Here is a 22,268-nt window from a genome sequence, read left to right on the forward strand (position 1 = left end):
GCTGAGCTCATCGAAGGAGGAGGAGCCGAGATGCCACACCTGACCGTCGACGACACCACGATCTACTACGAGGACGCCGGAACCGGCGCACCGATCCTGTTCCTGCACGGCTGGGGCACCAGCGGCCGGGTGTGGGGCGCGCAGGTCCCCGAGTTCGCCGCCGACCACCGGGTGGTCGTACCGGACTGGCGCGGCTGCGGCCGGTCCGGCCGGCCCGCCACCGGCAACGACATCGCCGGCGTGGTAGGCGACCTGATCGAACTGATCGGCGCCCTCGGCCTGACCCGGCCGATCGTCGTCGGCTCGTCGATGGGCGGGGCGTTCGCCACCGAACTGGCGCTGCGCCGCCCCGACCTCGTCGGCGGCGTCGTCTCCGTCGACAGCCCCGGGTACTGGCCGGCCCAGGGCATGGACCTGCCCGCGATCATGTCCGCCATCCGGGGCGACCGCGCCGGCTTCATCGCGTCCTGGGTGCCCCACTGGTACGCCCCGGGCACGTCCCCGGCGCTGATCGACTGGACGGTGCGGCAGATCCTCGACTCCGGCACGTTCGCCGACGGCCAGTTCGCCCAGTTCAGCACCTACGATCCCCGGCCGGTACTGCCCGACCTGCAGGTACGGATCCACTACCTGCACGGGGAGCTGGACGCCGAGACACCGGTCGCGGTGGCGCGGGAGTGCGCCGCGTGTACGCCCGGGGCCACCGTCACGGTGATCCCCGGCGCCGGCCACCTGCCGCACCAGGAGCGCCCGGCCGAGTTCAACGCGGCGCTGCGCGTCGTGCTGGACCCGATGCTCGCCACCGTCTGACCGCCACCGGAACGGAGAACCGCGATGCCCCACGCCCCGATCATGATCGGCGGCCGGCCCGCCACCGTCGGCTACGACGTCACCGGTACCGGCCCGGGCCTGGTCCTGGTGCACGGCACCGGCGCCGACCGGCGCCAGTGGCAGCCGCTGATCGACCACCTCGCCGACCGGTTCACCATCGTGGCGCCGGACTACTCGGGCTCCGGCGACACCACCGATCACGGCGGCCCGGTCAGCCTCGCCGACCTGGCCGACGAGGTACTGGCCGCGGCCGACCACGCCGGGCTGGTCGACTTCCACCTGGCCGGCCACTCCCTCGGTGCGGTGGTGGCCACCCAGCTCGCCGCAACCCACCCGGACCGGGTCCGCTCGCTCGCCCTGCACGCCGGCTGGGTGCGCACCACCACCCGGATGGCGGTCGAGCTGCGGTACTGGCTCACCCTGTTGCGGCTCGACGCCGCGCACGGCAGCACGCTGTTCTGCGAGCTGCTGCTGCTCACCGCGCTCGGCCCGGGGTTCTGGCGGTCGGTGACGCCGTCGCAGTACGCGCTGCTGCTCGCCGAGTTCGCCGCCGGCCTGGCGCCGGGCACCGACCGGCAGACGCAGGTGGACCTGTCCGTCGACCTCACCGACCGGCTGGCCGCGATCACCGCGCCGACCCTGGTACTGGCCAGCGCGCACGACCAGATCATCCCGCCGGAGCAGCAGCAGGCGCTGCTCGCCGGGATCGCGGACGCCCGGTACGCCGAGATCGACGCCGGGCACGGCGCCCCGGCCGAGGACCCGGCCGGCTTCGTCGCCAAGCTCGCCGGCTTCCTGCTGGACCAGCACCCCGTCCCCGTCGCCTGACCGGCGACCGGTTTCCGGTCGGCGGTTCGACGCGGTTGCGCCGGACCCGCCGCGGTACGCGGTCAGCTCGAACCGCGCACCGCTCCGGCGGCGGACAGCGTGGCCCGGATGACCGTCGAACCGTGCTCCACGAACTCGGCGATCGGGCCGGCCAGGTCGGCCGGGATGACATCGGTGTGCCAGACGAACCGGGTCCTGCCGTCCGCCTCGGGTAGCGCCTGCATCCAGGCATGGTGATGGGACGGATGCAGGTTGCCGCCGACGACGGTGTACGCGACCCGGCGGCTCGTCGCGTCGAGGTCGACGAGTCGCTCGTGCACGATGGTCCCGTCGGCGAACGTGACGGTGCGGGTGTCGTCGTGCAACTGCGTGTCGACGACGAAGCCGGGCGCGAGCCGCCGATGCACCGCGCCGTAGTCGGCGAGGACGTCCCAGACGTCCTCGGGGCGGGCATCGACGACGAACTCCTGGTGGATGGCTGCCATGTGGTACTCCCTGATCAGGTGGCGGCGATGCAGAACGGGTGGCCCTCCGGGTCGGCGAGCACCGTCCACTGGTCGCCGCCGGGCTGGAACTCCGGCTTCGTGGCGCCGAGGGCGAGCAGTTCGGTGACCGCGGCGGCCACGTCGTCGACGGCGAAGTCCAGGTGCGCGTGCTTGCCGGCGTCCGGCCAGCCGGGCCCCCGGTAGCCGTCGACCCGCTGGAACGCGAGCTGCACCGGCCCGTCGCCCAGGTAGGCCGAATCGGCGTCGCTGTCGTTGATCCGCCATCCGGTCGCGTTCCGGTAGAACTCGGCCAACCCCTTCGGGTCGGCGCAGTCGAGGATGATGGCGGTGGGCGTTGCCTGGACTGGAATGGGTGACTCCCTCGGATGATCTCGTGCGTGTCCTCGTGACTCGCCGAGGACACGCCCCAGCATCCGGTCGACCGCCCGGCGCCGTCTTGAACATCCTTGCGGTGCACCGTTGTCGTACCCCCGGCGTACGGTTCGGCGCGTGCTGGCCACCGTGACCCTTGCCGCCCGGGCCGAGTTCGCCGTGACCGCGGTGACCTGCCGGGACGAGCAGGTGCACTGGACGCGGCCGGCGGCCCGGGGCGACCACCGACTGGTGCTGGTGCGGCACGGCCGGTTCCGCCGGGCGACCGACGGCGCCGCCGCCGATCTCGACCGCACCGTCGGCTACCTGGGCACGCCGCACGAGGAGGAGCGGTTCGCCCATCCGGCCGGCGATGACGCGTGCACCTCGGTGTCGTTCGCGGCCGGGCTGTGGGACGGCCGCGCCGCCGCCCGGTCGGTGTACGTCGACGCCCGGATCGAGCTGGCGCACCGCCGGCTGCTGGCGGCGGCGCGCGGCGGCGATGTCGACTACTCGCTGGTCGAGGAGCTGCTGGGCCTCGTCGCGGCCGCCGCCGGGCACCCGGAGCCGCGGCCGGGCGTGCGAGACCAGGCGCTGGTGGCAGCGGCCCGCACGGCGGTCCTCGACGACGCGCCGGGGGCGGCGCGGCTGTGCTCGCTGTCCGCCCTGCTGCGCGTCTCGCCGTACCGGCTGAGTCGGGTGTTCTCGGCCCGGATGGGCGTGTCGCTGACCCGGTACCGGAACCGGGTTCGGGTCGGTCGGGCGCTGGACCGGCTCGGCGCGGGCGAGTCCGACCTGGCCGGCCTCGCCGCCCGGCTCGGCTTCGCCGACCAGGCGCACCTGACCAGGACGGTGCGGGCGCAGCTGGGGCACACTCCGACCGCGCTGCGCCGGCTGCTCACGCCGCAGACCGGAACGGACGAGCGCGGAGGGCCGGTGCCGCGTCCGACCGGAGCGGACGAGCGGCGTCAGGCGCGGGGCGCGGCGGGCGCCTCGACCGCGTCCGGGACCGGGGCCGGCGGCGTCGCGCGCCGGGTGCGGTAGAGGATGCCGCCGACCGCCGCAGCGGCGAGGGCGGCCACGGCGCCGCCGACGACCAGGCCGACGCGCGGGCCGTAGGTCTCGGTGATCCAGCCGATCAGCGGGCCGCCGATCGGGGTGCCGCCGGTGAACACCAGCATGTACACGCCCATCACCCGGCCGCGCATCTCGGGTGCGGCGGCCAGCTGCACGGTGGTGTTCGCGGCGTTGTTGAACGTCATCCCGACCAGCCCGATCACCAGCAGCAGCGGCGCGAAGACGGCGAACCACGGGGCCAGCGCGGCGACGATCTCCAGCGCACCGAACCCGATCGCCGCGAACACCAGCAGCCGCAGCCGGGTGGTGGTGCGTCGGGCCGCGAGCAGCGCGCCGGCCAGCGAGCCGAGCGCCATCAGCGTGTTGAACAGCCCGTACGTGCCGGCACCGTGATGGAACACGTTCTTCGCGAACGCGGACAGCACGATCGCCCAGTTGTACCCGAACGTGCCGACGAAGCCGACCAGCACGATCGGCCAGATCAGCTCCTTGCGGCCGGCGATGTAGCGCAACCCCTCGCGCAGCTGGCCCTTGGCGCGGGCGATGCGCGGCGCCGGGAACAGCTCGTGCGGTCGCATCAGGACCAGCCCGGTGAGTACCCCGCCGAAGCTGAGCGCGTTGAGCCCGAACGCCCAGCCGGCGCCGACGGCATTGATCAGCACGCCGGCGACCGCCGGGCCGATCAGCCGGGCGGACTGGAAGATCGCCGAGTTGAGCGACACCGCGTTGCGCAGGTCCTTCTCGCCGACCATCTCGGTGACGAACGACTGCCGCGTCGGGTTGTCCACCACGGTGGCGAACCCGAGCAGCAGCGCGATCAGGTACACGTACCAGACCCGGACGGTGCCGGTGAGGGTGAGCACCGCGAGCGACGCGGCGAGCAGCCCCATCACCGACTGGGTGAAGATCAACGTGCGGCGCTTGGGGTAGCGGTCGGCGAGCACGCCGCCCCACAGCCCGAACAGCAGCATCGGCAGGAACTGCAGCGCGGTGGTGATGCCGACCGCGGTGGACGAGTTGGTGAGGCTCAGCACCAGCCAGTCCTGCGCGATGCGCTGCATCCAGGTACCGGTGTTGGAGACGATCTGGCCGGTCGCGAACAGCCGGTAGTTGCGGACGCGCAGCGAACGGAACGTGCCACCGGCCCACGTGCCGAACCCTGCGACCACTCCTGCTGCACCCACCTTCTGCGACAGGTTCCATTCTGGCGCAGAAGTCATTTACTTAGCTAACAAAACCAGTCTTGCTGTGGGCCAGCTCTCAGGTCTGTGGTGGGGCGGTGGCGTCGACGGCGATCTCGTACAGCCGCTCCAGCCGGACGGCCGACTCCGGGTCGGCCGGCGTGTACGTCGTCAGCAGCGTCTCGCTGCGCGGGCCGAACCAGAGGTTCGTGTACCGCAGCCGGACCAGCCCGACGTCGTCCGTCAGGTACTCCTTCGTCAGGTTCTCCGGTTCGCGCACGTCGTGCCGGTCCCACAGGTCGGCGAACAGCGGGGACTGGTGCCGCAGCGTGCGCAGCAGCTGCTTCCAGGCCGGTTCGGCGACGTGCCGGGCCATCGCGGCCCGGAACTGCGCCACCACCATCGGCGCCTTCTCCTCCCAGCCGACGATCCGGGCCTGGAACGACGGGTCGGTGAACAACAGCAGCGTGGTGTTGCGCTGCTCCACCGGGATTGCGGACAGCCCGCCCAACATCCGGTCGTACGTCCGGTTGTACGCCAGGAGGTCGGTGCGGGCGTTCTTCACGCACGCCGGGAACGGCTCCAGCTGGGTGAGCATCAGCTGGATCTCCGGCGACACCGCGGCGCAGTCCTTCGTCACCTCCGGCGCCGGCACGTTCGCCAGCCGGTACAGGTGGGCCCGCTCGTGCGGGTCGAGCCGCAGGGTGCGCGAGACCGCCTCCAGCACCTGGCCGGACGGTTGGATGTCGCGGCCCTGCTCCAGCCACGTGTACCAGGTGACCCCGACGCCGGCCAGCTGCGCGACCTCCTCCCGGCGCAGCCCCGGAGTGCGGCGGCGCCGGCCGGGCGGCAACCCCACCTGGGCCGGGACCAGACGCTCCCGCCGGGTACGCAGGAAATCGGACAGCTCGCGCCGGCGCACCGCGGCCGTGTCCCGGGTGCCCGTACCCAACAGCTCTCCCATGCTTCCACTGTGCCGCCCGCACCAGCCGGTTACCAGGTAGTGCTGGTACCCGGATAACCACGCACTGGTACCAGGTTGGGCGCCGGCGGAGCGTGGTGGGCATGACCAACACCCTCGCCATCCGGCCCACCCGGCACCGGTTGCGGCGCGCGGCACCCGGCGGACTGACCGCGGCTGGCCTGACGACCCTGCTGATCGGCGCCGCGCTGGCACCGATCGACTTCATGGTGGTCAACGTGGCGCTGCCCACCATCGACCGCGACCTGCACGTCTCCACCTCCACCCTGGAACTGATCGTCGCCGGGTACGGCATCAGCTACGCGCTGCTGCTCGTGCTCGGCGGCCGGCTCGGCGACGCGTTCGGTCGCCGCCGGCTGTTCCTCACCGGGCTCGCCGCGTTCACCCTCACCTCCCTGGTCTGCGGCCTCGCCCCGAACGTGCAGACGCTGATCGTCGCCCGGATCGCCCAGGGCGCCGCCGGCGCGCTGATGCTGCCGCAGGTGCTCGCCACCATCCAGGCCACCACCACCGGTACCCGGCGGGCCCGCGCGATCGGCCGGTTCGGCGCCACCTCCGGCATCGCCAGCCTGATCGGCCAGGTCGGCGGCGGCCTGCTGCTCGCGGCGAACGTCGCCGACACCGGCTGGCGGCCCATCTTCCTGATCAACGTGCCGATCGGGCTCACCGCACTGCTGCTCGCGGTGCGTACCGTGCCGGCGACCCGGTCCGACAGGCCGGCCCGCGCCGACCTCGCCGGTACCGTGCTGCTCGCGGTCACCATCGCCGCCCTGCTGGTACCGCTGACCGAGGGGCGGGCGCTCGGCTGGCCGGCCTGGCTGCTCGCGCTGTTCGCCGTGGTACCCGTCGCGGCCGTCGCCTTCTTCCTGGTGGAACGGCGGATCGAGCGGTCCGGCCGGCTGCCGCTGCTGCCGCCCTCGCTGCTCCGGCTGCCCGGCGTACGCGGTGGGCTGCTCGCCGCGGTCCCGTTCTTCGTCGGCTTCGGCGGCTTCATGTTCGTCTACGCCCTGGCCATGCAGCAGGGACTCGGCCTCGGCCCGCTCGGCGCCGGGCTCGCGATCAGCCCGCTCGCGGTCGCGTTCTTCGTCTTCTCGATGCTCAGCCCGCGGCTGATCGCCCGGTTCGGCCGGCGCGCGCTGCCGCTCGGCGTGGCCGTACAGGGACTCGGCATCGCGCTGATGATTCCGGTGGTGCTGTTCGGCTGGTCGCACCGGGCGCCGCTGCTGCTGATCGTGCCGCTGGTGGTCGCCGGCGCCGGGCAGGCGGTCGGCGCGATGTCGATCTTCCGGATCGTGCTCGCCGAGGTACCCGCCGATCGGGCCGGCGCCGGCAGCGGCATCCTCACCACCACCCAGCAGACCGCCATCGCCCTCGGTACGGCCCTGCTCGGCAGCCTGTACGCCACGGTCGCCGGCGGCGGCGCCGGCGCGGCGCACGGGATGGCCGCCGTACTGACCGCGCAGCTCGCCGCCTGCATCCTCATCGCCGCGCTCGGCCGCCGCCTCCCGCAACCCCGCTGACGCCTCCGCCGCGGGGGAATCAGCCGGCGTTGGCGGGGTGCCAGGCCTCGGCGTCGGTGAAGACCGCGGTGGCGTTCCGGTCGGGGGCGTACACGCCGAGATCGAGCCGGCCGGTGGTGATCCTGTCGTCTTCGACCGGACCGCCGAGCCGCTTCCCGTTCGCGTACACGGTGATCTTGTCGTCGATGGCCAGCACGCCGACCGTGACCGGGCGGCCGGTCGCGGAGGTGGACAGCGGCCAGCCGGGGTGCAGCGCGGTGCCGTCCGACGGGTCGGTGTCCGCGACCAGGTGCAACGTGATCGAGTCCGGGCACACCTCGACGAAGTAGCCGTGCAGGTCGCCGGTGCGCAGCCAGATCCCGGCGCAGCCGGCCCGCACCCGTACCGTGGCGGTCAGCGCGACGTTCCGGTAGTGGGTCTGCGCGCCGCCGCAGCTGAACATGCCCGTTGCGGTGGTGCGGGTGCGGGTGGCGGTCAGCTCGCCGCCGTCGAGCCGGCAGGAGCCGGACGTGCCGGGGTTGTCGTGCCAGCCGTTGCGCGCGTCGAGCGAGCGCACGGCCACCTGCCAGCCCGCCGGTACGAACCCGGGTCGCCCATCGCCTGCCGACGGCGCCGACGTGGGGCCGCCGGCACCACCGCCGTCGCCCGCCGCGGTGACGCGCTGGAAGCCGTACCAGGCGGCGAGCCCGCCGCCGGCCAGCAGCAGCACCAGAACCCCGGCCAGGACGGCCTGGCGGGTCCGGCCGCGCCTGCTCCGGTACGCCCGCCCGGCGGCACCGTTCGCCGACCGTCCGGTGGATCCCGGCGCGGTCGGTGTCCGCCGGGTCGCCGCCGACTTCGGTGTACCCGCCCGGTCACCGCCGGCCGAACCACGCCGCGGCGCCGAAACCGGAAGTTGCGCCACCGGCGACTGCGGCGACTGCGGCGCCACGGGGCGCGCCGACGCCTGCTGCACCGATACCTGCTGCGGCGACGCCGGCACCACGGAGCGCGCGGCCGGCTGCGACGTCACGGGATGCGCCGGTGCCGGCCGCGGCGCCACCGGGTTCGGTGCCGCGGGCTGGGCGGACGCGTGCGGCACGACGGGGTACCCCGCGGGCTGCGGCGCCGCGATCGGGCTCGGCTGTTGCGCTGCTGCGGGATACGGCGGCGGGGGGACAGGGGACTGCGGCGCCGCCGGGATCGGTTGCCCGGCCAGTGCCTGCCCAGCGGCCGGCGACGACACCGCGGCGCCGGCCGGGGACCAGTCCGCGGCGCCGGCCGGCGCCGGAACCGCGGGCCCGACCGGCGACGGAATCGCCGCGCCGGCCGGGGGCCAGGTCGCGGCGGCGGCCGGGGGCCGGACCATGGCGTTCCGCCCGACGCCCAGCTCGGCCGCGCTGCCCAACGCCGGCAGGATCCGGGTCGCGCTCGCGCCGTCCGACTCGGGGCTGCGCAGGCTGCCCTCGGCGACGACCAGTTCCGGCTGCTCGATCGCGGTCGAGGCGATGCCGAGCCGGCGGTGCAGCGTCGAGGCAGCGAGCGGGAGCCGGCTGCCGCCGCCGACCAGGAACACCCCGGCAACCTGCTTGGTGGTCAGCTTCGCCGCCCGGATCACGTCGGCGGTGGCGGTCACGGTCTGCTCGACCAGCGGCAGCGCCAACCGTTCCAGCTCGTCGCGGGTCAGGTGCGCGTCGACCTCCAGCACCGGGACGGCGAGCTGCGCGGACGAGGACCGGGACAGCTGCTCCTTGCAGGCGCGGACATCCGTCCACAGCTGCTCGCGGGCCCGTCGGTCGGCGGTGGCCGCCGGGGCGGAGAGCCGTTGCCAGCCGGCCGGATCGTCCGGCCCGTACCGGGTGCCGAGCCAGTCGACGACGGCCGCGTCGATGTCCAGCCCACCCAGCTCCAGCCCGTCCACCACGGCGGTGTCGAAGCCTCGTGTACCGCGCAGCACCGCGCTGGCGTCGAACGTGCCGGCGCCGAAGTCGTACACCACCACCGCCGAGCCGGCCGGGATCCGATGCCCCAGCACCTCGGTGAAGTAGCTGGCGGCGGCGACGGGCTCGGCCACCAGCCGGGGCCGGGGCAGCCCGGCGCGGTGCGCCGCCTGTACCAGCGCGTCCCGGCGCGGGCCGGCCCACGTCGCCGGATGGGTGAGGGTCAGCTCGCGCACCGCGGTGCCGTTGACCCGGGTCGCCTCGACCGCGACCCGGCGCAGCACGGCGGCGGTCAGGGCGATCGCGGTGATCTCCGTCCCGCCCAGCAGCACGGTGCCCTCGCCGATGTGCCGCTTGGGCGCGGGCTCGAACCGGGTCGGGTCGAGGCGGGCGGCGTGGATGGCGTCCCGGCCGGTGAGCAGCTGTCCGGAGGGCTCCAGGTAGACCGCGGAGGGCAGCAGCGGGGTGCCGTCGAACAGCAGCGGGCGCACCGAGCCGTCGGCGCGGCGCAGCACGCCAACCGTCGAGGAGGTGCCGAAGTCGATACCCAGCGCCGGACCGGAAGCCATGCACAGGAGTCTATGTACCGGGACAACTCGGCCCCGGTGGCGGGGACGAGCGATGTGGACGGCTCGGCCAGGCTGTGGGGACAAACGACGTGCCGGCCACCGGAGATCCGGTGGCCGGCACAGGGTCGTACGCCGGGGCGTCCCGAGGTGGCGACGCGCCCTGGAACCGGGTCGGTGCCGTCGGCGCCGCCCGGAACGTGGTCAGCGCTTGCGCGGGGTGCGCTTCGCGGCCGACTTGGTGGCGGTCTTGCGGGCGGTGGTCTTCTTCGCCGCCGTGGTCTTCGCCGCCGTGGTCTTCTTCGCCGCGCTGGCGGTGGTCTTCTTGGCCGCCGTGGTCTTCTTCGCGGTGGTCTTCTTCGCGGTGGTCTTGGCCGGCGCGGTCTTCTTCGCGGCCGCGGTGGTCTTCTTCGCCGCGGTGGTGGTCTTCTTCGCCGGGGTGGCCTTGGCGGTCTTGGCCGCGGTGGCCGCCTTCTTCGCGGTGGTCTTCTTGGCCGCGGCGATCTTCTTCTTGCCGGTCACCACGTCCTTGAAGCCCTGCCCGGCGCGGAACGCCGGCACCGAGGTCTTCTTCACCTTGACGGTCTCGCCGGTCCGCGGGTTGCGCGCGGTGCGCGCCGCGCGGGCCCGCTTCTCGAAGACACCGAAGCCGGCCAGCGAGATCTTGCCGCCCTTGGCGACGGTGCGCTGGATCTCGTCCAGCACGGCCTCCAGCGCCGTGGTGGCGGTCTTCTTGTCGCCGAGCCGGGCTGCCAGGGCCTCGATCAGCTCTGCCTTGTTCACAACAGTCTCCTCAAGTCTTCGCGCGGATGCGCTGTACTTTCGCGAGCAAGTATGCATGCCACTATCCCACTGACCAAACAGGACAGCGCGAATACCCGCCCGTTCCGCAGGATTCAGCCGTTCGGCGGGCGGTACGGGGTCCGAAAGGAGACCGCCGTGGAACGACAACTGGCGCTGCTGCGCGGTGTCAATCTCGGTGCACACAACCGAGTCGGCATGGCCGAGTTGCGTGCGATGTTGGCCGAGCTTGGCTATGCGCGAATCAGCACCCACCTGCAAAGCGGCAACGCGGTGTTTTCCGCGGCCACGCCCGCAGACCGTACCGCAGCGCGAATCCGGGCCGCGATCGAGTCCGAGTTCGACCTCGACGTACCGGTGTTGGTGCGCACGGCGACGCAGCTTCGGGCGGTGGTCGAGGCCGACCCGTTCGGCTCGCTGGCCACCGACGAGTCCCGCTATCTGGTGCAGTTCCTCGACGTCGAACCGGATCCGGACCGGCTCGCCGGGCTGGACGAACGCTCCTACGAGCCGGAACGGTACGAGCTGATCGGCCGCGAGCTGTACCTGTGGCTGCCCGGCGGGGTGCACAAGTCCCGGCTGGAACCGGCGTTGCGTCGCCTCGTCGGCGTCGGTACCGCGCGAAACTGGCGCACCCTGCGCCGGTTGCTGGAGCTGATCGAAACCTGAACGCCGGCATCGGCCGGGCTCAATTCGCGCCGGGGTTGGGCAGCGCACCGTATCGTGGGTCCATGCCCAGTCGACGGGAGATACTGGACGTTGCGGGGCGGGACGTCCCGATCACCAACCCGGACAAGGTCTTCTTCCCCTCGTCCGGCCGCACCAAACTCGATCTGGTGCGCTACTACCTTTCGGTGTCCGAGGGTGTGCTGCGCGCGGTCGGCGGCCGCCCGATGGCGCTCAAGCGGTACGTCAACGGGGTCGACGGGGAGGCGTTCTACCAGAAGCGCGCCCCGCAGAACCGGCCGCCGTGGGTCGAGACGGTGGAGCTGAAGTTCCCGTCCGGTCGCAGCGCGCACGAGATCGTGCTCACCGACGCCGCCCAGCTGGCCTGGGTGGTCAACCTCGGCTGCATCGACCTGCACCCGCATCCGGTGCGCGCCAGCGACCTCGATCACCCCGACGAGTTACGGGTCGACCTCGATCCGGTGCCCGGTGTCGGCTGGCCGGAGATCCGCCAGGTGGCGCTGCTGATCCAGGAGGTGCTCGCCGACGTCGGCCTCACCGGCTGGCCCAAGACGTCCGGCTCGCGCGGATTCCATGTGTACTGCCGGATCGAGCAGCGTTGGACCTTCACCGAGGTGCGCCGGGCCGCGGTGGCGCTGGCCCGGGAGGTGGAGCGGCGCGCGCCCGACCTCGCCACCAGCAAGTGGTGGAAGGAGGAGCGGCACGGCGTGTTCGTCGACTACAACCAGAACGCGAAGGACCGCACCACGGCCAGCGCCTGGTCTGTCCGGCCCACCCCGGACGCCCGGGTGTCCACCCCGCTGCGCTGGGACGAGGTGCCCGACTGCGACCCGGCCGCGTTCACCATCGACACCGTGCCCGACCGGTACGCGCAGCTCGGCGATCCGTGGCAGGACATCGACGCGTCCGCCGGCTCGCTGACCGGGCTGCTGGAGCTGGCCGAGCGGGACGCCGAGAACGGGCTGGGCGACGCGCCGTGGCCGCCGCACTTCGCCAAGCAGCGTGGCGAGCCCCGCCGGGTACAGCCGTCGAAGCGGCGGACCGACCCGGACCAGCCGGATGCCGGCGGGGACGGCGAGGCCGGCACCGTGCCGCCGCCGGCGCCGGGCAAGAGCAGCGGCCCGACCGGCCGGCGGCGCACCACCAAACCGCTGATCGAGATCGCCCGGGCGCGCACCAAGGACGAGGCGATGGCCGGGCTGGAGCGCTGGAAGCAGCGCCACCCGGGCGTCTGGCCGCACCTGGAACCGGCCGACGTGCTGGTCGACTCGATGCGCGGCCGCAGCAGCACCTGGACCCGGATCCGGCTCAATCTGCAGCACGTCCCGGCCGGCGAGCGCCCCGAGCAGGAGCCGCTGGAAGTCGACTACGACCCCTTCGGCTGAGCGGGCCGGACCGGACCGGCCGTGGCAACGACGGCGCCGTGCCCGGTGCCCGCCGGTCGGCCGGACCGGGCGTGTGGCGCGCCGCGGGCCACCGCTGGATCCCCGCCGACCGGCCAGCGGATCACCGTCGACCGGCCAGCAGATCGCCGTCGACCGGCCAGCGGATCGCCGTCGACCGGCCAATGCCGGATCGCCGTTGACCCGCAGGCGCCGGATCGCCGTCGCGGACGGCGAGGTCGGATTACCGCCAGCATTGGCGGTAGCGGGGTTTCTAGCGTTGCGGCATGACGCAGACGCTGACACCCGAACGGGCGACCGTACGCGCACCCGGCCTGGGCGCCGCGGCGCTCGGTGCGTCCACGCTCGCGGCCGCGGTGGCCACCGCGACGAGCTACGTCCTGCAACCCGAACTGGCCGACGTCGCGGCCGGGATCGGCTCGTCGGTGTCGACCGTCGGCATCCTCGCCGGCGTACCGATCGCCGGGTACCTGGCCGGATTGGTGCTGCTCGTGCCGCTGGCCGACCGGGTTCGCTCGAACCGGCTGGTTGCCGCGCAGCTGGCACTGCTCGCTGCCGGCCTCGCGGTGGCCGCCGCTGCGCCGAACCCGGTACTGCTCGGGCTCGGGCTGCTGATCGCGGGCGCCTGCGCGAGTACCGGCGCTCAGCTGAGCAGCCTGGCGGGCCGGTACTCCGTCGAGGCACGCCGGGGCCGCACCGTCGGTACGATCACGGCCGGCATCTCGGCCGGCATCGTGCTGGGCCGCATTCTCGGTGGTGCGCTGGCGGACCGGTTCGGCTGGCGGTGGATGCTGCTCGCCTTCGCCGCCGCGTGCGTGCTGCTGGGCCTCGCCGCGCTGCGCACCCTGCCGAACCGGCCGCTGCCGCCGACCCAGCCGTACGGCGCGGTCCTCGCGGCGCTGCCCCGGCTGGTGTGGCGGGATCGGGCGCTGCGGTTCGCGGCGCTGTCCGGCGCGCTGTGGTTCTCCGCGTTCAGCCTGATCTGGGTGGGGCTGTCGCTCGCGCTGGCCCGACCGCCGGTCTCGCTGCCGCCGCGCACCATCGGGCTCTACGCGCTGGCCGGGTTGCTCGGCATGGCTGCGACCCGGGTCGCCGGGCGGCTGGCGGACCGGTTCGGCTGGTCGCGGGTGGTGGTCTGCGGGCTGCTGCTCGCCGCCGCCTGCGCCGCGCTGATGGGCGTGAGCCTGACCCACCCGGTACCGCTGCTGGCGGCGCTGGCGCTGTTCGACGCGGGGCTGTTCTCCGCGCAGGTCGCGAACCAGTCCCGGGTGCTCGGCCTGGACCCGCGCCGGCCGGCGCAGCTCAACAGCGCGTACATGGCGGTGTACTTCGTGGGCGGCGCCACCGGTACCGCGGTCGGCGGGCTCGTCCTCGCGTGGGCGGGCTGGCCGGCTGTGGCGGCCCTCGCCGCCCTCGCCCTGGTGTCCGCGCTCGTCCTGGTGCGCCTCGGCGGTCGCCGACGCTGACCGGGTGCCGGCACCCGACGATGCGACCCCCGGCCGAGCCGGCCGAGGGTCGCACGACCCCGGCTGGGCCGGCCGAGGGTCGCGCGCTCGTGGGTACTGCCGGATCGCGGCGGGCTCTTCGAGGTAGAAGGCGCCGGCATCATGCTCGATGTACACCACCCAGAGGTCTTCCCCGGACGGGCAACCCAGGATCTCGCCGCCGACCTCATCCACGCCGACCCAACCACCCCCACCACCCCCACCACCCCCACCACCCCCGCCACCCCGGTTGATCAAGGGATCCGGACACATCGTCGCTGGACACCGCGCACGAAGCCCTTGATCGACGCGCGGAGCCCTTGATCAACACACCGGGCCCTTGATCGGCGCACCGAGCCCTTGATCAACGCGCGGAGCCCTTGATCGGCGCACGGAGCCCTTGATCGACGGGGCGAGGGAGGTGGACCGGGCACCGGTTCATGCGGCCGAATGTCTCACCGGCCGCTCGGCTTCCTCGGACCGCGGGTCGAAGCCGAACGCACGGCGACGGGCCAGTGGCAACGCCGGATGGTGGCAGAATCCCCGTATGCCCGATCTCGTCGTCCGGCGGTACGAGGAGTCCGACGCCGATGCGGTGCTCGCGCTGGCGCCGCGGCTCACCGAGGGCGTCCCGCCGTGGCGCGATCCGGCGGCTGTCGAGCGGGCGGTGCGTGGCTGGGTCGCCGACGCGATCGCCGGTACCGAACCGGTCTGGGTCGCGGCCCTCGACGGGCGGGTGGTCGGATTCGTGCACGCCGGCGAGCACCGGCACTTCACCGGCGAGCGGGATGGGTACGTGGGGGAGCTGGTGGTCGCCGCCGACGCCGCCCGGGCCGGTGTCGGGCGGGCGCTGATGGACGCCGCGCACCGGTGGGCGGCCGACCGTGGCCTGCGCCGGTTGACGCTGGAGACCGGCGCCGCCAACGCCACCGCCCGCGCCTTCTACCGCTCGCTCGGTTACGCCGAGGAGGACGTCCGGCTCAGCCGCCCGCTCGATTCCTGATCGCGCCGGGCCAGACCATCCCGCGCGGGTCCGCTCAGCCGCCCGCTCGACTCCTGACCGGCCCCGGGCCGGGCCGGACCATCCCGCGCGGGTCGGGCCGAGCTCCGCGACGGTGGGCGGTGGAAGAGGCGGCACAGGGCCACCAGGGTGGCAACGAACACCGGCAGCCACCACAGCCGGTGCACCACCCAGGATCCGGTCGGCCGGTCGAGCAGGCCGGGCAGTGGTCCCAGCGGTACCGCCGCGAACGTGACCAACAGCAGTGCGCTCTGGTGCCAGCAGTACACGGTCAGCGCGGCGCGGTTGAGCCCGGCGACCGGCGCCCACGCCGCCGGTCGGGCGAGCAGCCGGGCAAGCCACGGCCGTACCAGCAGGAACAGGCCGAGTTGGGCGGCGGCGAGGGCGAGGGCGAACAGCGACGGCGGGTCGAGGTTGGACCAGTGGTCGCCGGGCACGCCGACCGCGCTGGCCGGGTAGCCGAGCCGCAGCAACAGCGCGCCGCCGGCGACGCCGCCGGCGAGCAGCACCCCGCCGCCGCGCCGGGACAGCCGACCCTGCGCCAGCGCGATGCCGAACAGGTACGGGGCCGACCAGGCGATCGGCGTCGCGACCGGCGCCACCCAGGCCGGCAGGCCGCCGCCGCGCGCCGCGTCGACGGCCGCGACCGCGAGCACCGCGGGTAGCGCCGACCAGAGCCCCCAGCGGCACACCAGCCGGCGCAGCGGCGGCGCGGCCGCGGCGAGTACCAGGTAGACGACGAGGAACCAGAGCGGGTGCGTGACCAGCGACACGACCAGGTGGCGGGTGGTCGCCGGTGCACCGGCCAGGTCCAGTACCAGCAGTCCCGGCAGCCACACGGCGGCGAGCACCAGCACCGGCACCCCCAGCCGTACCACCGAGGGCCGGGCCAGCCATCGCAGCACGGCGCGACCGTCCGCACGGACGTTACCGTGGCCGGTGGCTTCCCGTGGTCGGGCGGCGGCGTAGCCGGCGGCGACGAAGAACAACCCCAGCGTCTCGAACAGCCAGCTGACCGGCGCCAATGCCGGCAACGTCGACAGTGGACTCGCGCCGTGCAGCGCGGCTGGCCGGTCGGGATCGGTGACGGTCGCGGACACCAGCCAGTGCCCGAGCACCACGCCGGTGATCGCCGCGGCCCGCAGCGCATCGACGGTACGGTCCCGCCCGCCCGGCGTGGCCTCGGTGACCCGTTCCGCCCAGAGCCGGTACCGCGACGGCGCTCGGCCGCGGAGCCGGGCGTCGACCGGTGCGGCGGTCATCGCAGCGCTCCGCGGGTGGCGATGGCGGCGAGGTTCGCCAGCGATGCGGTACCGGGGGCGAAGTAGTGGTCGTGGTCGGCAACGCCGCCGGTGCCGAACGCGCGCGCGCCGAACGCGGCGTCGGTCGGTGCCCGGCCGTGCCCGAGCCCGAAAACCCGCTCGCCCGGTACCCACCGGATCCAGTCGCCGGGGCAGCGGCCGGCCCAGACCCGGGCGGCGGTACCGAGGCGGGACACGTCGTCGACGCCCATGCCCGGACTGCCGACCACGACGAGGTCGGTGACCTGCGGCGGCAGCCGTCGCGCGGCCAGCCCGACGACCACCGACCCGTAGCTGTGGGCCAGCAGCGCGACCGTCGCGTGTGGACGGACCGCGGCCAGCCCGGCGACGAACCGGACCAGGGCGGCGGCGCCGGTGCGGGCCAGATCCTCGCGCGCCTCGCTCAGCGACACCCCCTTCGGCGTGGTGTACCCGAGCCACGCGATCACCGCGAACCCGGGCCGCCGAGCCGACCGGTACAGCTGATCGGCCTGGCGGGCCAGCGCGCGGTAACCGCGGCCACCGACCCCGGACCAGAAGTTCGCCGCGTCGACCCCGGCTCCCGGTACCAGCACCGCGATCCGGTCGGCGCGCGCCAGATCGCCGAACGCCTCCGCGGCCCGGCCGTCGCCGCGCGGGTCGAACAGCAGGTACCGGCCGGGCCGGTCGGCGAACCGCGGACCGGCCGCGCGCATCGCGACCCGGTTCGCCGCGTACCTCAGCGCGACCGGTGCCCCGTCCGAGGCGCCGACGACACCCGGGTACCGCAGCGCCAGCGCGCGGCGCGCCGCCGGCGGCTCGGTGGCGTAGAACCGGCGTACCGCTGCGGGGTCGGCCGTCACCGGATCGGGGAGCGCGCGCGGGTCGGCGCGCCACGCCGCGGTACCGATCGGGGCCGCCGGCCGGTTCGCCGCGGCCGGCGCCAGCACCGTCGCGGTCGTCGGCGACAGCGCGACCACGGCGGCCAGCACCCCGGTACGGATTCGGCGGCGCCCGAACAGCACGCCCAGTCCGGCTCCACCGGCCGTGCCCGTCCCGCGCCGGCCCGCGAGCGCGCGTACCCGGGTGCCGGTGGCCCGCAGGGCCGGCCGGATCGGCGTCGCGCGTCTCCGGGCGCCGGTGGCCCGCAGGACGGACCGGATCGGCGTCGCGCGTACCCGGGTGCCGATGGCCCGCAGGACGGACCGGATCGGCGTCGCGCGCATCACAGGTCCCGCCGGCGGACGGCGAGGGCGGCGACGAGGACGGCGGCGAGCGCCCAGCTCCCGTACACCAGGAACGATCCGAACGGCGTCGCCGGGTAGGGCATCAGGTGCTGCGAGTCGAGACCGCGCAGCGAACCCCAGGCGCCGTACGGCTGGGCGTGCAGGATCGTCGCGGTCAGGTGCCGGCGATCCTGCAGCAGGGCCGGGAACAGCAGCAGCGACGCGACGGTGGTCACGATCGTGGCGGCGGTGTGCCGGACCACCGCACCGATCGCCAACCCGGCCAGCCCGCACACCGGGGCGAGCAGTGCCGAGGCCACCACCCCGCGCAGTACCCCCGGATAGTCCAGCGTGATGTTGATCCCGCGGCCGGCGAGGATGGACTGCGACGCGGCGAACGACCCGCCGGCGACCAGCACCCCGAAGACCAGCAGCACCCCGGTCAGCACGGTGGCCTTGGCCAGCACCACCGAGCTGCGGGCCGGTACCGCCGCGAACGTGGTGCGCGCCAACCCGCTCGCGTAGTCGCTGGTGATGGCCAGCGCGCCGATCGTGCCGGTCGCGAGGATCGTCACCATCGCCGCGCCGGCCTGGAAGGCGTCGCCCACCGCCCAGTCCGGTACGAACGCGGCGCGGATGCCGGCGGGGTACGTCGGCCAGTTCCGGTAGTCGGAGAACGCCGCGTTGGCGTTCATCGCGATCACCACGACGGCGCTGAACAGCACACCCCACCGGGTCGAGCGCAGCGAGGTGAACTTGATCCGTTCGGCCGCGATCAGGTCGGTGAACCGGGCGGCCGGTTCGGCGTCGAGGCGCGGAGCGGCGGTGGTCGTCATCGGTTCTCTCCAGCCAGGTAGTCGACCGCGTCCGCGGTCTGTGCCAGGAACGCCTCCTCCAGCGAGGCGCTGCGGGTGGTCAGCTCGCGCAGCAGGATCCGGTGCTGGAAGGCGAGTTCGCCGACCTGCGCCGCGGTCAGCCCGGTGACGGTCAGCGTCCCGTCCGGTGCCGGTACGGTGCTGCCGCCGGCGACGTCGACCACCGCGGTCAGGGTGGCCGGATCCGGCGTGTCGACCGTGACCCGCAGCCCCTCGCCGCGGGACGCGAACTCGGCCAGCGACTCGTCGGCGACGAGCCGGCCGCGGCCGATCACGATCAGATGGTCGGCGGTGTGCTCCATCTCCCGCATCAGGTGGCTGGACACGAACACGGTGCGGCCCTCGGCAGCCAGCCGCCGGAACAGCCCCCGTACCCAGAGCACGCCCTCCGGGTCCAGCCCGTTGAGCGGCTCGTCGAACAGCAGGACCGGCGGGTCGCCGAGCAGCGCCGCGGCGATGCCGAGCCGCTGCCGCATGCCCAGCGAGTACCCGCCGATCCGGCGCCGGGCGGCCTCCTGCAGCCCGACCTCGGCCAGTACCTCGTCGATCCGCCGGCGCCGGATCCGGTTGCTCGCCGCGAGCGCGCGCAGGTGCGCGTACCCGCTGCGGCCGCCGTGCACGTCGGCCGCGTCGAGCAGCGCGCCGACGTGCCGCAGCCCGCGCGGCCGCTCGGCGAACGGCCGGCCGTCCACGGTGGCGGTACCGGCCGTCGGGGTGTGCAGGCCGAGGATGAGCCGCAGCGTGGTCGACTTGCCGGCGCCGTTCGGGCCGAGGAACCCGGTCACCTGCCCCGGCCGCACGGTGAACGTGAGCCGGTCCACCGCGGTGGCCTTCCCGTACCGTTTGGTCAGTTCGTTGACGTCGATCATGGGTACGACCCTGCCGGTTCGGGCGGGTTGCAGGCATCGGCCCGGGGGCGCCGCCGGGGTGGCCTGCGGGCGTACGCCCGCGGATCGATGGCCCGGGCCGGCATGCCCGTTAGGCTCGGCGCATGTCCAGCGCGAGTTTCGGAACCCCCGGCCGGGCCGGCCCGCCGGATTCCGAAGCCCGCCCCGGCCCCGCCGCCCGCCCGGCCCGCCGCCGGCGGTGGTCCACCGTCGCCGTCTGGGTCGGCGCGGTCGGCTCGCCGGTCCTGCTGGAGCTGGTGATGCTGGCGCGGCTGCCGGGCCCGGCCCGGTTCGTGTTCCCGATGCTCGCGATGCTGCTGCCCTGGCTGCTGCTGCGCCGCCACCCGTTCGCCGGCCTCGCCGCGCTGCTTGTCGGCCTGTTCATGCTCACCACGATCGACCCGGACCCGCCGGCCGCCGACCCGATGCTGCCCGGACTGCCCGGTCCATCGGCCCGGATCGACGACACCGGGTACTCCATGGGCAACCTGCTGGCGCTGCGGGAGCTGCACATCGCGGTGATGGTGCTCGCGATCGGCTGGGTCGCGGTGCACCGGCCGCGGCGCGTGTCGATCCCGTTCGCCGGGGTGGCGCTGGCCGTGCAGGTGTTCTTCCTGTTCGCGTACCCGGTGATCAACCTCGATTTCGGCACGATCGTCGTCGTCCTGCTCGCCGTGGTGGCCTGGGTGATCGGGCACTCGGTGCGGCAGCGCCGGCAGTTCACCGCGACGCAGCGGGAACAGCGCACCGCCCGGGCCGTACAGGCGGAGCGGCTGCGGATCGCCCGCGAGCTGCACGACATGGTGGCGCACAACGTGGGCGTGATCGCCATCCAGGCCGGCGTCGGCGCCCGGGTGATCGACAGCCAGCCCGCCGAGGCGCGCAACTCGCTCACCGCGATCGAGGCGACCAGCCGGGACACCCTGGCCGGGTTGCGCCGGATGCTCGGCTCGCTGCGCCAGTCCGATCCGGAGGCCGGTGCGGCGCCGCTCGGGCCGGCACCCGGCCTGGCCGAACTCGGTACCCTCGTCGACCGGGCCGCGCAGGCCGGTGTCCGGGTGACGCTGGCGCGCTCCGGCGACACCGAGCTGCCGCCGGACGTCGACCTCGCCGCGTACCGGATCGTGCAGGAGGCGCTGACGAACGTCATCCGGCACGCCGGTACCGACCGGTGCCGGATCGAGCTGTGCACCACGGACACGGAGGTACGCATCGTGGTCACCGACGACGGATCCGGCGGACCGGTCGGCACCGGGTACGGCATCGCCGGGATGCGGGAGCGGGTCGCGCTGCTGCACGGCGAGTTCGACGCCGGCCCGGCTGCTGCCGGCGGGTTCCGGGTCGCCGCGACGATCCCGGTGCCGGCATGACGATCCGGGTACTGCTGGCCGACGACCAGCCGCTGATCCGCTCCGGCCTGCGGGTACTGATCGCCGATGCGCCGGACCTCACGGTCGTCGGCGAGGCCGGTACCGGCGCCGAGGCGGTGCGGCTGACCGCCGAGACGGCGCCGGACGTGGTCGTGATGGACATCCGGATGCCCGACCTGGACGGGATCGAGGCGACCCGCCGGATCACCGCTGCCGCCGAACCGCCCCGGGTGCTGATGCTGACCACGTTCGACGAGGACGAGTACGTCTACGGCGCGCTGCGCGCCGGCGCGAGCGGCTTCCTGGTCAAGGACATGGCGCTGGAACAGATCCTGGCCGCGATCCGGGTGGTGGCCGCCGGGGACGCGCTGATCGCGCCGAGCGTCACCCGGCGGCTGATCGCCGACTTCGTGGACCGGCCGACTCCGGCCCGGCCCGTACCGGCGCTGGATGCGGTGACCGAGCGGGAACGCGAGGTGCTGACGCTGGTCGGGCGCGGACTGTCCAATGCCGAGATCGCCGGCCAGCTCTACATCAGCGCGGCCACCGCGAAGGCGCACGTGGCCCGGCTGTTGACCAAGCTGGACGCGCGGGACCGGGTGCAGCTGGTGATCATCGCCCACCGCACCGGACTGGTGTCCTAGACCTGCCCCTTGTGGACTGGCTCGGCTCGGTGCCAGTGCCGGAAGATTCCCGGTAGCGCGGCGAGGCAGCGCTCCAGCTCCTGTCCCATCAGTACCGGGTCGATGGCCGCGGCGTCGCACGAGCTGAGGGTCGCCACCCGCAGCGCGCCGTCGAACGTCGTGACCGCGAGCCGCGGCCGCGGGTCGTCGGCCATGTCGACGCCCTCGCGCTCGGCGAGCAGCTGCGCCAGCCGCTCGCCGCGGGCCACGGTCCGGCGCAGGTTCTCGGCCAGCAGCGCCGGCGTGCGGTTGACCAGATCGATGGTGCTGCCGAGGATCTGGCGGCGCTGCTCGCTTCCCGCGTCGTCGCCGGCGAAGCCAGCGATCATCTCGCGGGCGGCGCGTTGCAGCGCCGTCATCGGCGGCTCGTCGGCCGGGCGCCGCCGTACCCCGTCGGTGAACCCCTCCTGCATCTCCGCCAGCGGGGCGAGCGCCATCTCCTCCTTGCCGGCGAAGTACCGGAACAGGGTGCGTTGCGAGACGTCGGCCGCCGCGGCGATCTCGTCCGTGGTGGTGCCGTCGAAGCCCTGCTCGGTGAACAGCCGCTGGGCGGCCGCGATCAGTGCCGCGCGTGTCTGCTGCTTCTTGCGCTCACGCAGGCCCGCCTCGGTCATCCCCACCCACCTCCTCCTCGATGGTCGCCGGTGCTGCCCTGAGCGTCAGGGTCATGTGTCTCACATTGCCACTTGTCAGCGACTGACAATATGCTTCCCGCGGGGGTTGAGCCGCGTGGGGGAGCGCGGCTCGGGCGTCGGCAGCGCGGCGTGGCAAGCCCGTTCGATCGGGTGTC

Annotated in this window: 20 protein-coding genes and 1 pseudogene; 10 read left to right on the plus strand and 11 right to left on the minus strand. The window is 74.0% G+C overall.

Going from position 1 to position 22,268, the window contains the following annotated elements; genetic code table 11:
• The first annotated feature begins 30 nt into the window (after positions 1 to 30).
• Together Asera_RS08135 and Asera_RS08140 are read left to right on the plus strand one after the other, a co-directional pair.
• The gene (locus Asera_RS08135) at positions 31 to 810 is read left to right on the plus strand and encodes an alpha/beta fold hydrolase (RefSeq protein ID WP_030447804.1); all 780 of its coding nucleotides are present in this window, start codon (positions 31 to 33) and stop codon (positions 808 to 810) included.
• Positions 811 to 834: 24 nt separating this feature from the next.
• The gene (locus tag Asera_RS08140) at positions 835 to 1,659 is read left to right on the plus strand and encodes an alpha/beta fold hydrolase (protein ID WP_030447805.1); all 825 of its coding nucleotides are present in this window, start codon (positions 835 to 837) and stop codon (positions 1,657 to 1,659) included.
• Between the two features lie 62 nt (positions 1,660 to 1,721).
• On the opposite strand, the gene Asera_RS08145 is transcribed toward Asera_RS08140, so the two are convergent.
• Entirely contained in the window at positions 1,722 to 2,144 is a 423-nt protein-coding gene (locus tag Asera_RS08145; RefSeq protein WP_030447806.1) for an SRPBCC family protein, read from the minus strand.
• Between the two features lie 14 nt (positions 2,145 to 2,158).
• Positions 2,159 to 2,575, minus strand: coding sequence for a VOC family protein (locus Asera_RS08150; RefSeq protein ID WP_425305972.1), 417 nt, complete (start codon positions 2,573 to 2,575; stop codon positions 2,159 to 2,161).
• 79 nt (positions 2,576 to 2,654) lie between these two features.
• On the opposite strand from Asera_RS08150, the gene Asera_RS08155 reads away from it, so the two are divergent.
• Positions 2,655 to 3,560 carry a helix-turn-helix domain-containing protein gene (locus Asera_RS08155; protein WP_157034981.1) on the plus strand — a complete coding sequence of 302 codons (906 nt, stop codon included), beginning with the start codon at positions 2,655 to 2,657 and terminating at the stop codon, positions 3,558 to 3,560.
• On the opposite strand, the gene Asera_RS08160 is transcribed toward Asera_RS08155, so the two are convergent.
• Entirely contained in the window at positions 3,485 to 4,813 is a 1,329-nt protein-coding gene (locus tag Asera_RS08160; protein WP_084132140.1) for an MFS transporter, read from the minus strand. The genes Asera_RS08155 and Asera_RS08160 overlap by 76 nt on opposite strands.
• A 40-nt stretch (positions 4,814 to 4,853) precedes the next feature.
• Positions 4,854 to 5,738, minus strand: a complete 885-nt coding sequence (locus Asera_RS08165) for a helix-turn-helix transcriptional regulator (RefSeq protein WP_051802597.1) — start codon at positions 5,736 to 5,738, stop codon at positions 4,854 to 4,856.
• Between the two features lie 101 nt (positions 5,739 to 5,839).
• Here Asera_RS08165 and Asera_RS08170 point away from each other — a divergent pair, with 101 nt between their 5' ends.
• Positions 5,840 to 7,276 carry an MFS transporter gene (locus Asera_RS08170; RefSeq protein WP_030447811.1) on the plus strand — a complete coding sequence of 479 codons (1,437 nt, stop codon included), beginning with the start codon at positions 5,840 to 5,842 and terminating at the stop codon, positions 7,274 to 7,276.
• Between the two features lie 19 nt (positions 7,277 to 7,295).
• Here the strand turns inward: Asera_RS08170 and Asera_RS08175 are convergent, their stop codons facing one another.
• A complete protein-coding gene (locus Asera_RS08175; RefSeq protein WP_051802598.1) occupies positions 7,296 to 9,764 on the minus strand; it encodes an Hsp70 family protein in 2,469 nt (822 codons plus the stop codon).
• A gap of 201 nt (positions 9,765 to 9,965) precedes the next feature.
• Entirely contained in the window at positions 9,966 to 10,544 is a 579-nt protein-coding gene (locus tag Asera_RS08180) for an HU family DNA-binding protein (RefSeq protein WP_030447813.1), read from the minus strand.
• Positions 10,545 to 10,700: 156 nt separating this feature from the next.
• Between Asera_RS08180 and Asera_RS08185 the strand changes: the two genes are divergently transcribed.
• The 4 genes and pseudogenes from Asera_RS08185 (at position 10,701) to Asera_RS08200 (ending at position 15,139) form a co-directional block, all read left to right on the plus strand.
• The gene (locus Asera_RS08185) at positions 10,701 to 11,231 is read left to right on the plus strand and encodes a DUF1697 domain-containing protein (protein WP_030447814.1); all 531 of its coding nucleotides are present in this window, start codon (positions 10,701 to 10,703) and stop codon (positions 11,229 to 11,231) included.
• A 62-nt stretch (positions 11,232 to 11,293) separates the two neighbouring features.
• Positions 11,294 to 12,298 (plus strand): annotated as a pseudogene (ligD, locus tag Asera_RS08190) (non-homologous end-joining DNA ligase); the annotation flags it as partial.
• 620 nt (positions 12,299 to 12,918) lie between these two features.
• The gene (locus Asera_RS08195) at positions 12,919 to 14,118 is read left to right on the plus strand and encodes an MFS transporter (RefSeq protein WP_030447816.1); all 1,200 of its coding nucleotides are present in this window, start codon (positions 12,919 to 12,921) and stop codon (positions 14,116 to 14,118) included.
• Between the two features lie 565 nt (positions 14,119 to 14,683).
• Complete coding sequence (locus tag Asera_RS08200) at positions 14,684 to 15,139, plus strand: GNAT family N-acetyltransferase (protein WP_030449809.1); 456 nt, start codon at positions 14,684 to 14,686, stop codon at positions 15,137 to 15,139.
• Here the strand turns inward: Asera_RS08200 and Asera_RS08205 are convergent.
• Genes Asera_RS08205 through Asera_RS08220 form a run of 4 tightly spaced genes read right to left on the minus strand, consistent with a single transcriptional unit; the run spans position 15,094 to position 19,407 of the window.
• Positions 15,094 to 16,419 (minus strand): acyltransferase family protein, encoded by a 1,326-nt coding sequence (locus Asera_RS08205; RefSeq protein WP_051803080.1) that lies wholly within the window; start codon positions 16,417 to 16,419, stop codon positions 15,094 to 15,096. The two genes, Asera_RS08200 and Asera_RS08205, sit on opposite strands and share 46 nt — an antisense overlap.
• Positions 16,416 to 17,663 (minus strand): alpha/beta hydrolase, encoded by a 1,248-nt coding sequence (locus tag Asera_RS08210; RefSeq protein ID WP_084132895.1) that lies wholly within the window; start codon positions 17,661 to 17,663, stop codon positions 16,416 to 16,418. The genes Asera_RS08205 and Asera_RS08210 overlap by 4 nt, the downstream gene beginning before the upstream one ends.
• Positions 17,663 to 18,499 carry an ABC transporter permease gene (locus Asera_RS08215; protein WP_030449812.1) on the minus strand — a complete coding sequence of 279 codons (837 nt, stop codon included), beginning with the start codon at positions 18,497 to 18,499 and terminating at the stop codon, positions 17,663 to 17,665. The genes Asera_RS08210 and Asera_RS08215 overlap by 1 nt, the downstream gene beginning before the upstream one ends.
• A complete protein-coding gene (locus Asera_RS08220; RefSeq protein WP_030449813.1) occupies positions 18,496 to 19,407 on the minus strand; it encodes an ABC transporter ATP-binding protein in 912 nt (303 codons plus the stop codon). The genes Asera_RS08215 and Asera_RS08220 overlap by 4 nt, the downstream gene beginning before the upstream one ends.
• 122 nt (positions 19,408 to 19,529) lie before the next feature.
• Between Asera_RS08220 and Asera_RS08225 the strand changes: the two genes are divergently transcribed.
• A complete protein-coding gene (locus Asera_RS08225; RefSeq protein WP_084132897.1) occupies positions 19,530 to 20,795 on the plus strand; it encodes a sensor histidine kinase in 1,266 nt (421 codons plus the stop codon).
• The gene (locus tag Asera_RS08230) at positions 20,792 to 21,439 is read left to right on the plus strand and encodes a response regulator (RefSeq protein ID WP_030449815.1); all 648 of its coding nucleotides are present in this window, start codon (positions 20,792 to 20,794) and stop codon (positions 21,437 to 21,439) included. Before Asera_RS08225 ends, Asera_RS08230 begins: the two co-directional genes overlap by 4 nt.
• On the opposite strand, the gene Asera_RS08235 is transcribed toward Asera_RS08230, so the two are convergent.
• Positions 21,436 to 22,092 carry a TetR family transcriptional regulator gene (locus Asera_RS08235; RefSeq protein ID WP_051803081.1) on the minus strand — a complete coding sequence of 219 codons (657 nt, stop codon included), beginning with the start codon at positions 22,090 to 22,092 and terminating at the stop codon, positions 21,436 to 21,438. The two genes, Asera_RS08230 and Asera_RS08235, sit on opposite strands and share 4 nt — an antisense overlap.
• Positions 22,093 to 22,268 lie beyond the last annotated feature (176 nt).

Source organism: Actinocatenispora sera, from assembly GCF_018324685.1.
In the GTDB taxonomy this organism is placed as follows: domain Bacteria; phylum Actinomycetota; class Actinomycetes; order Mycobacteriales; family Micromonosporaceae; genus Actinocatenispora; species Actinocatenispora sera.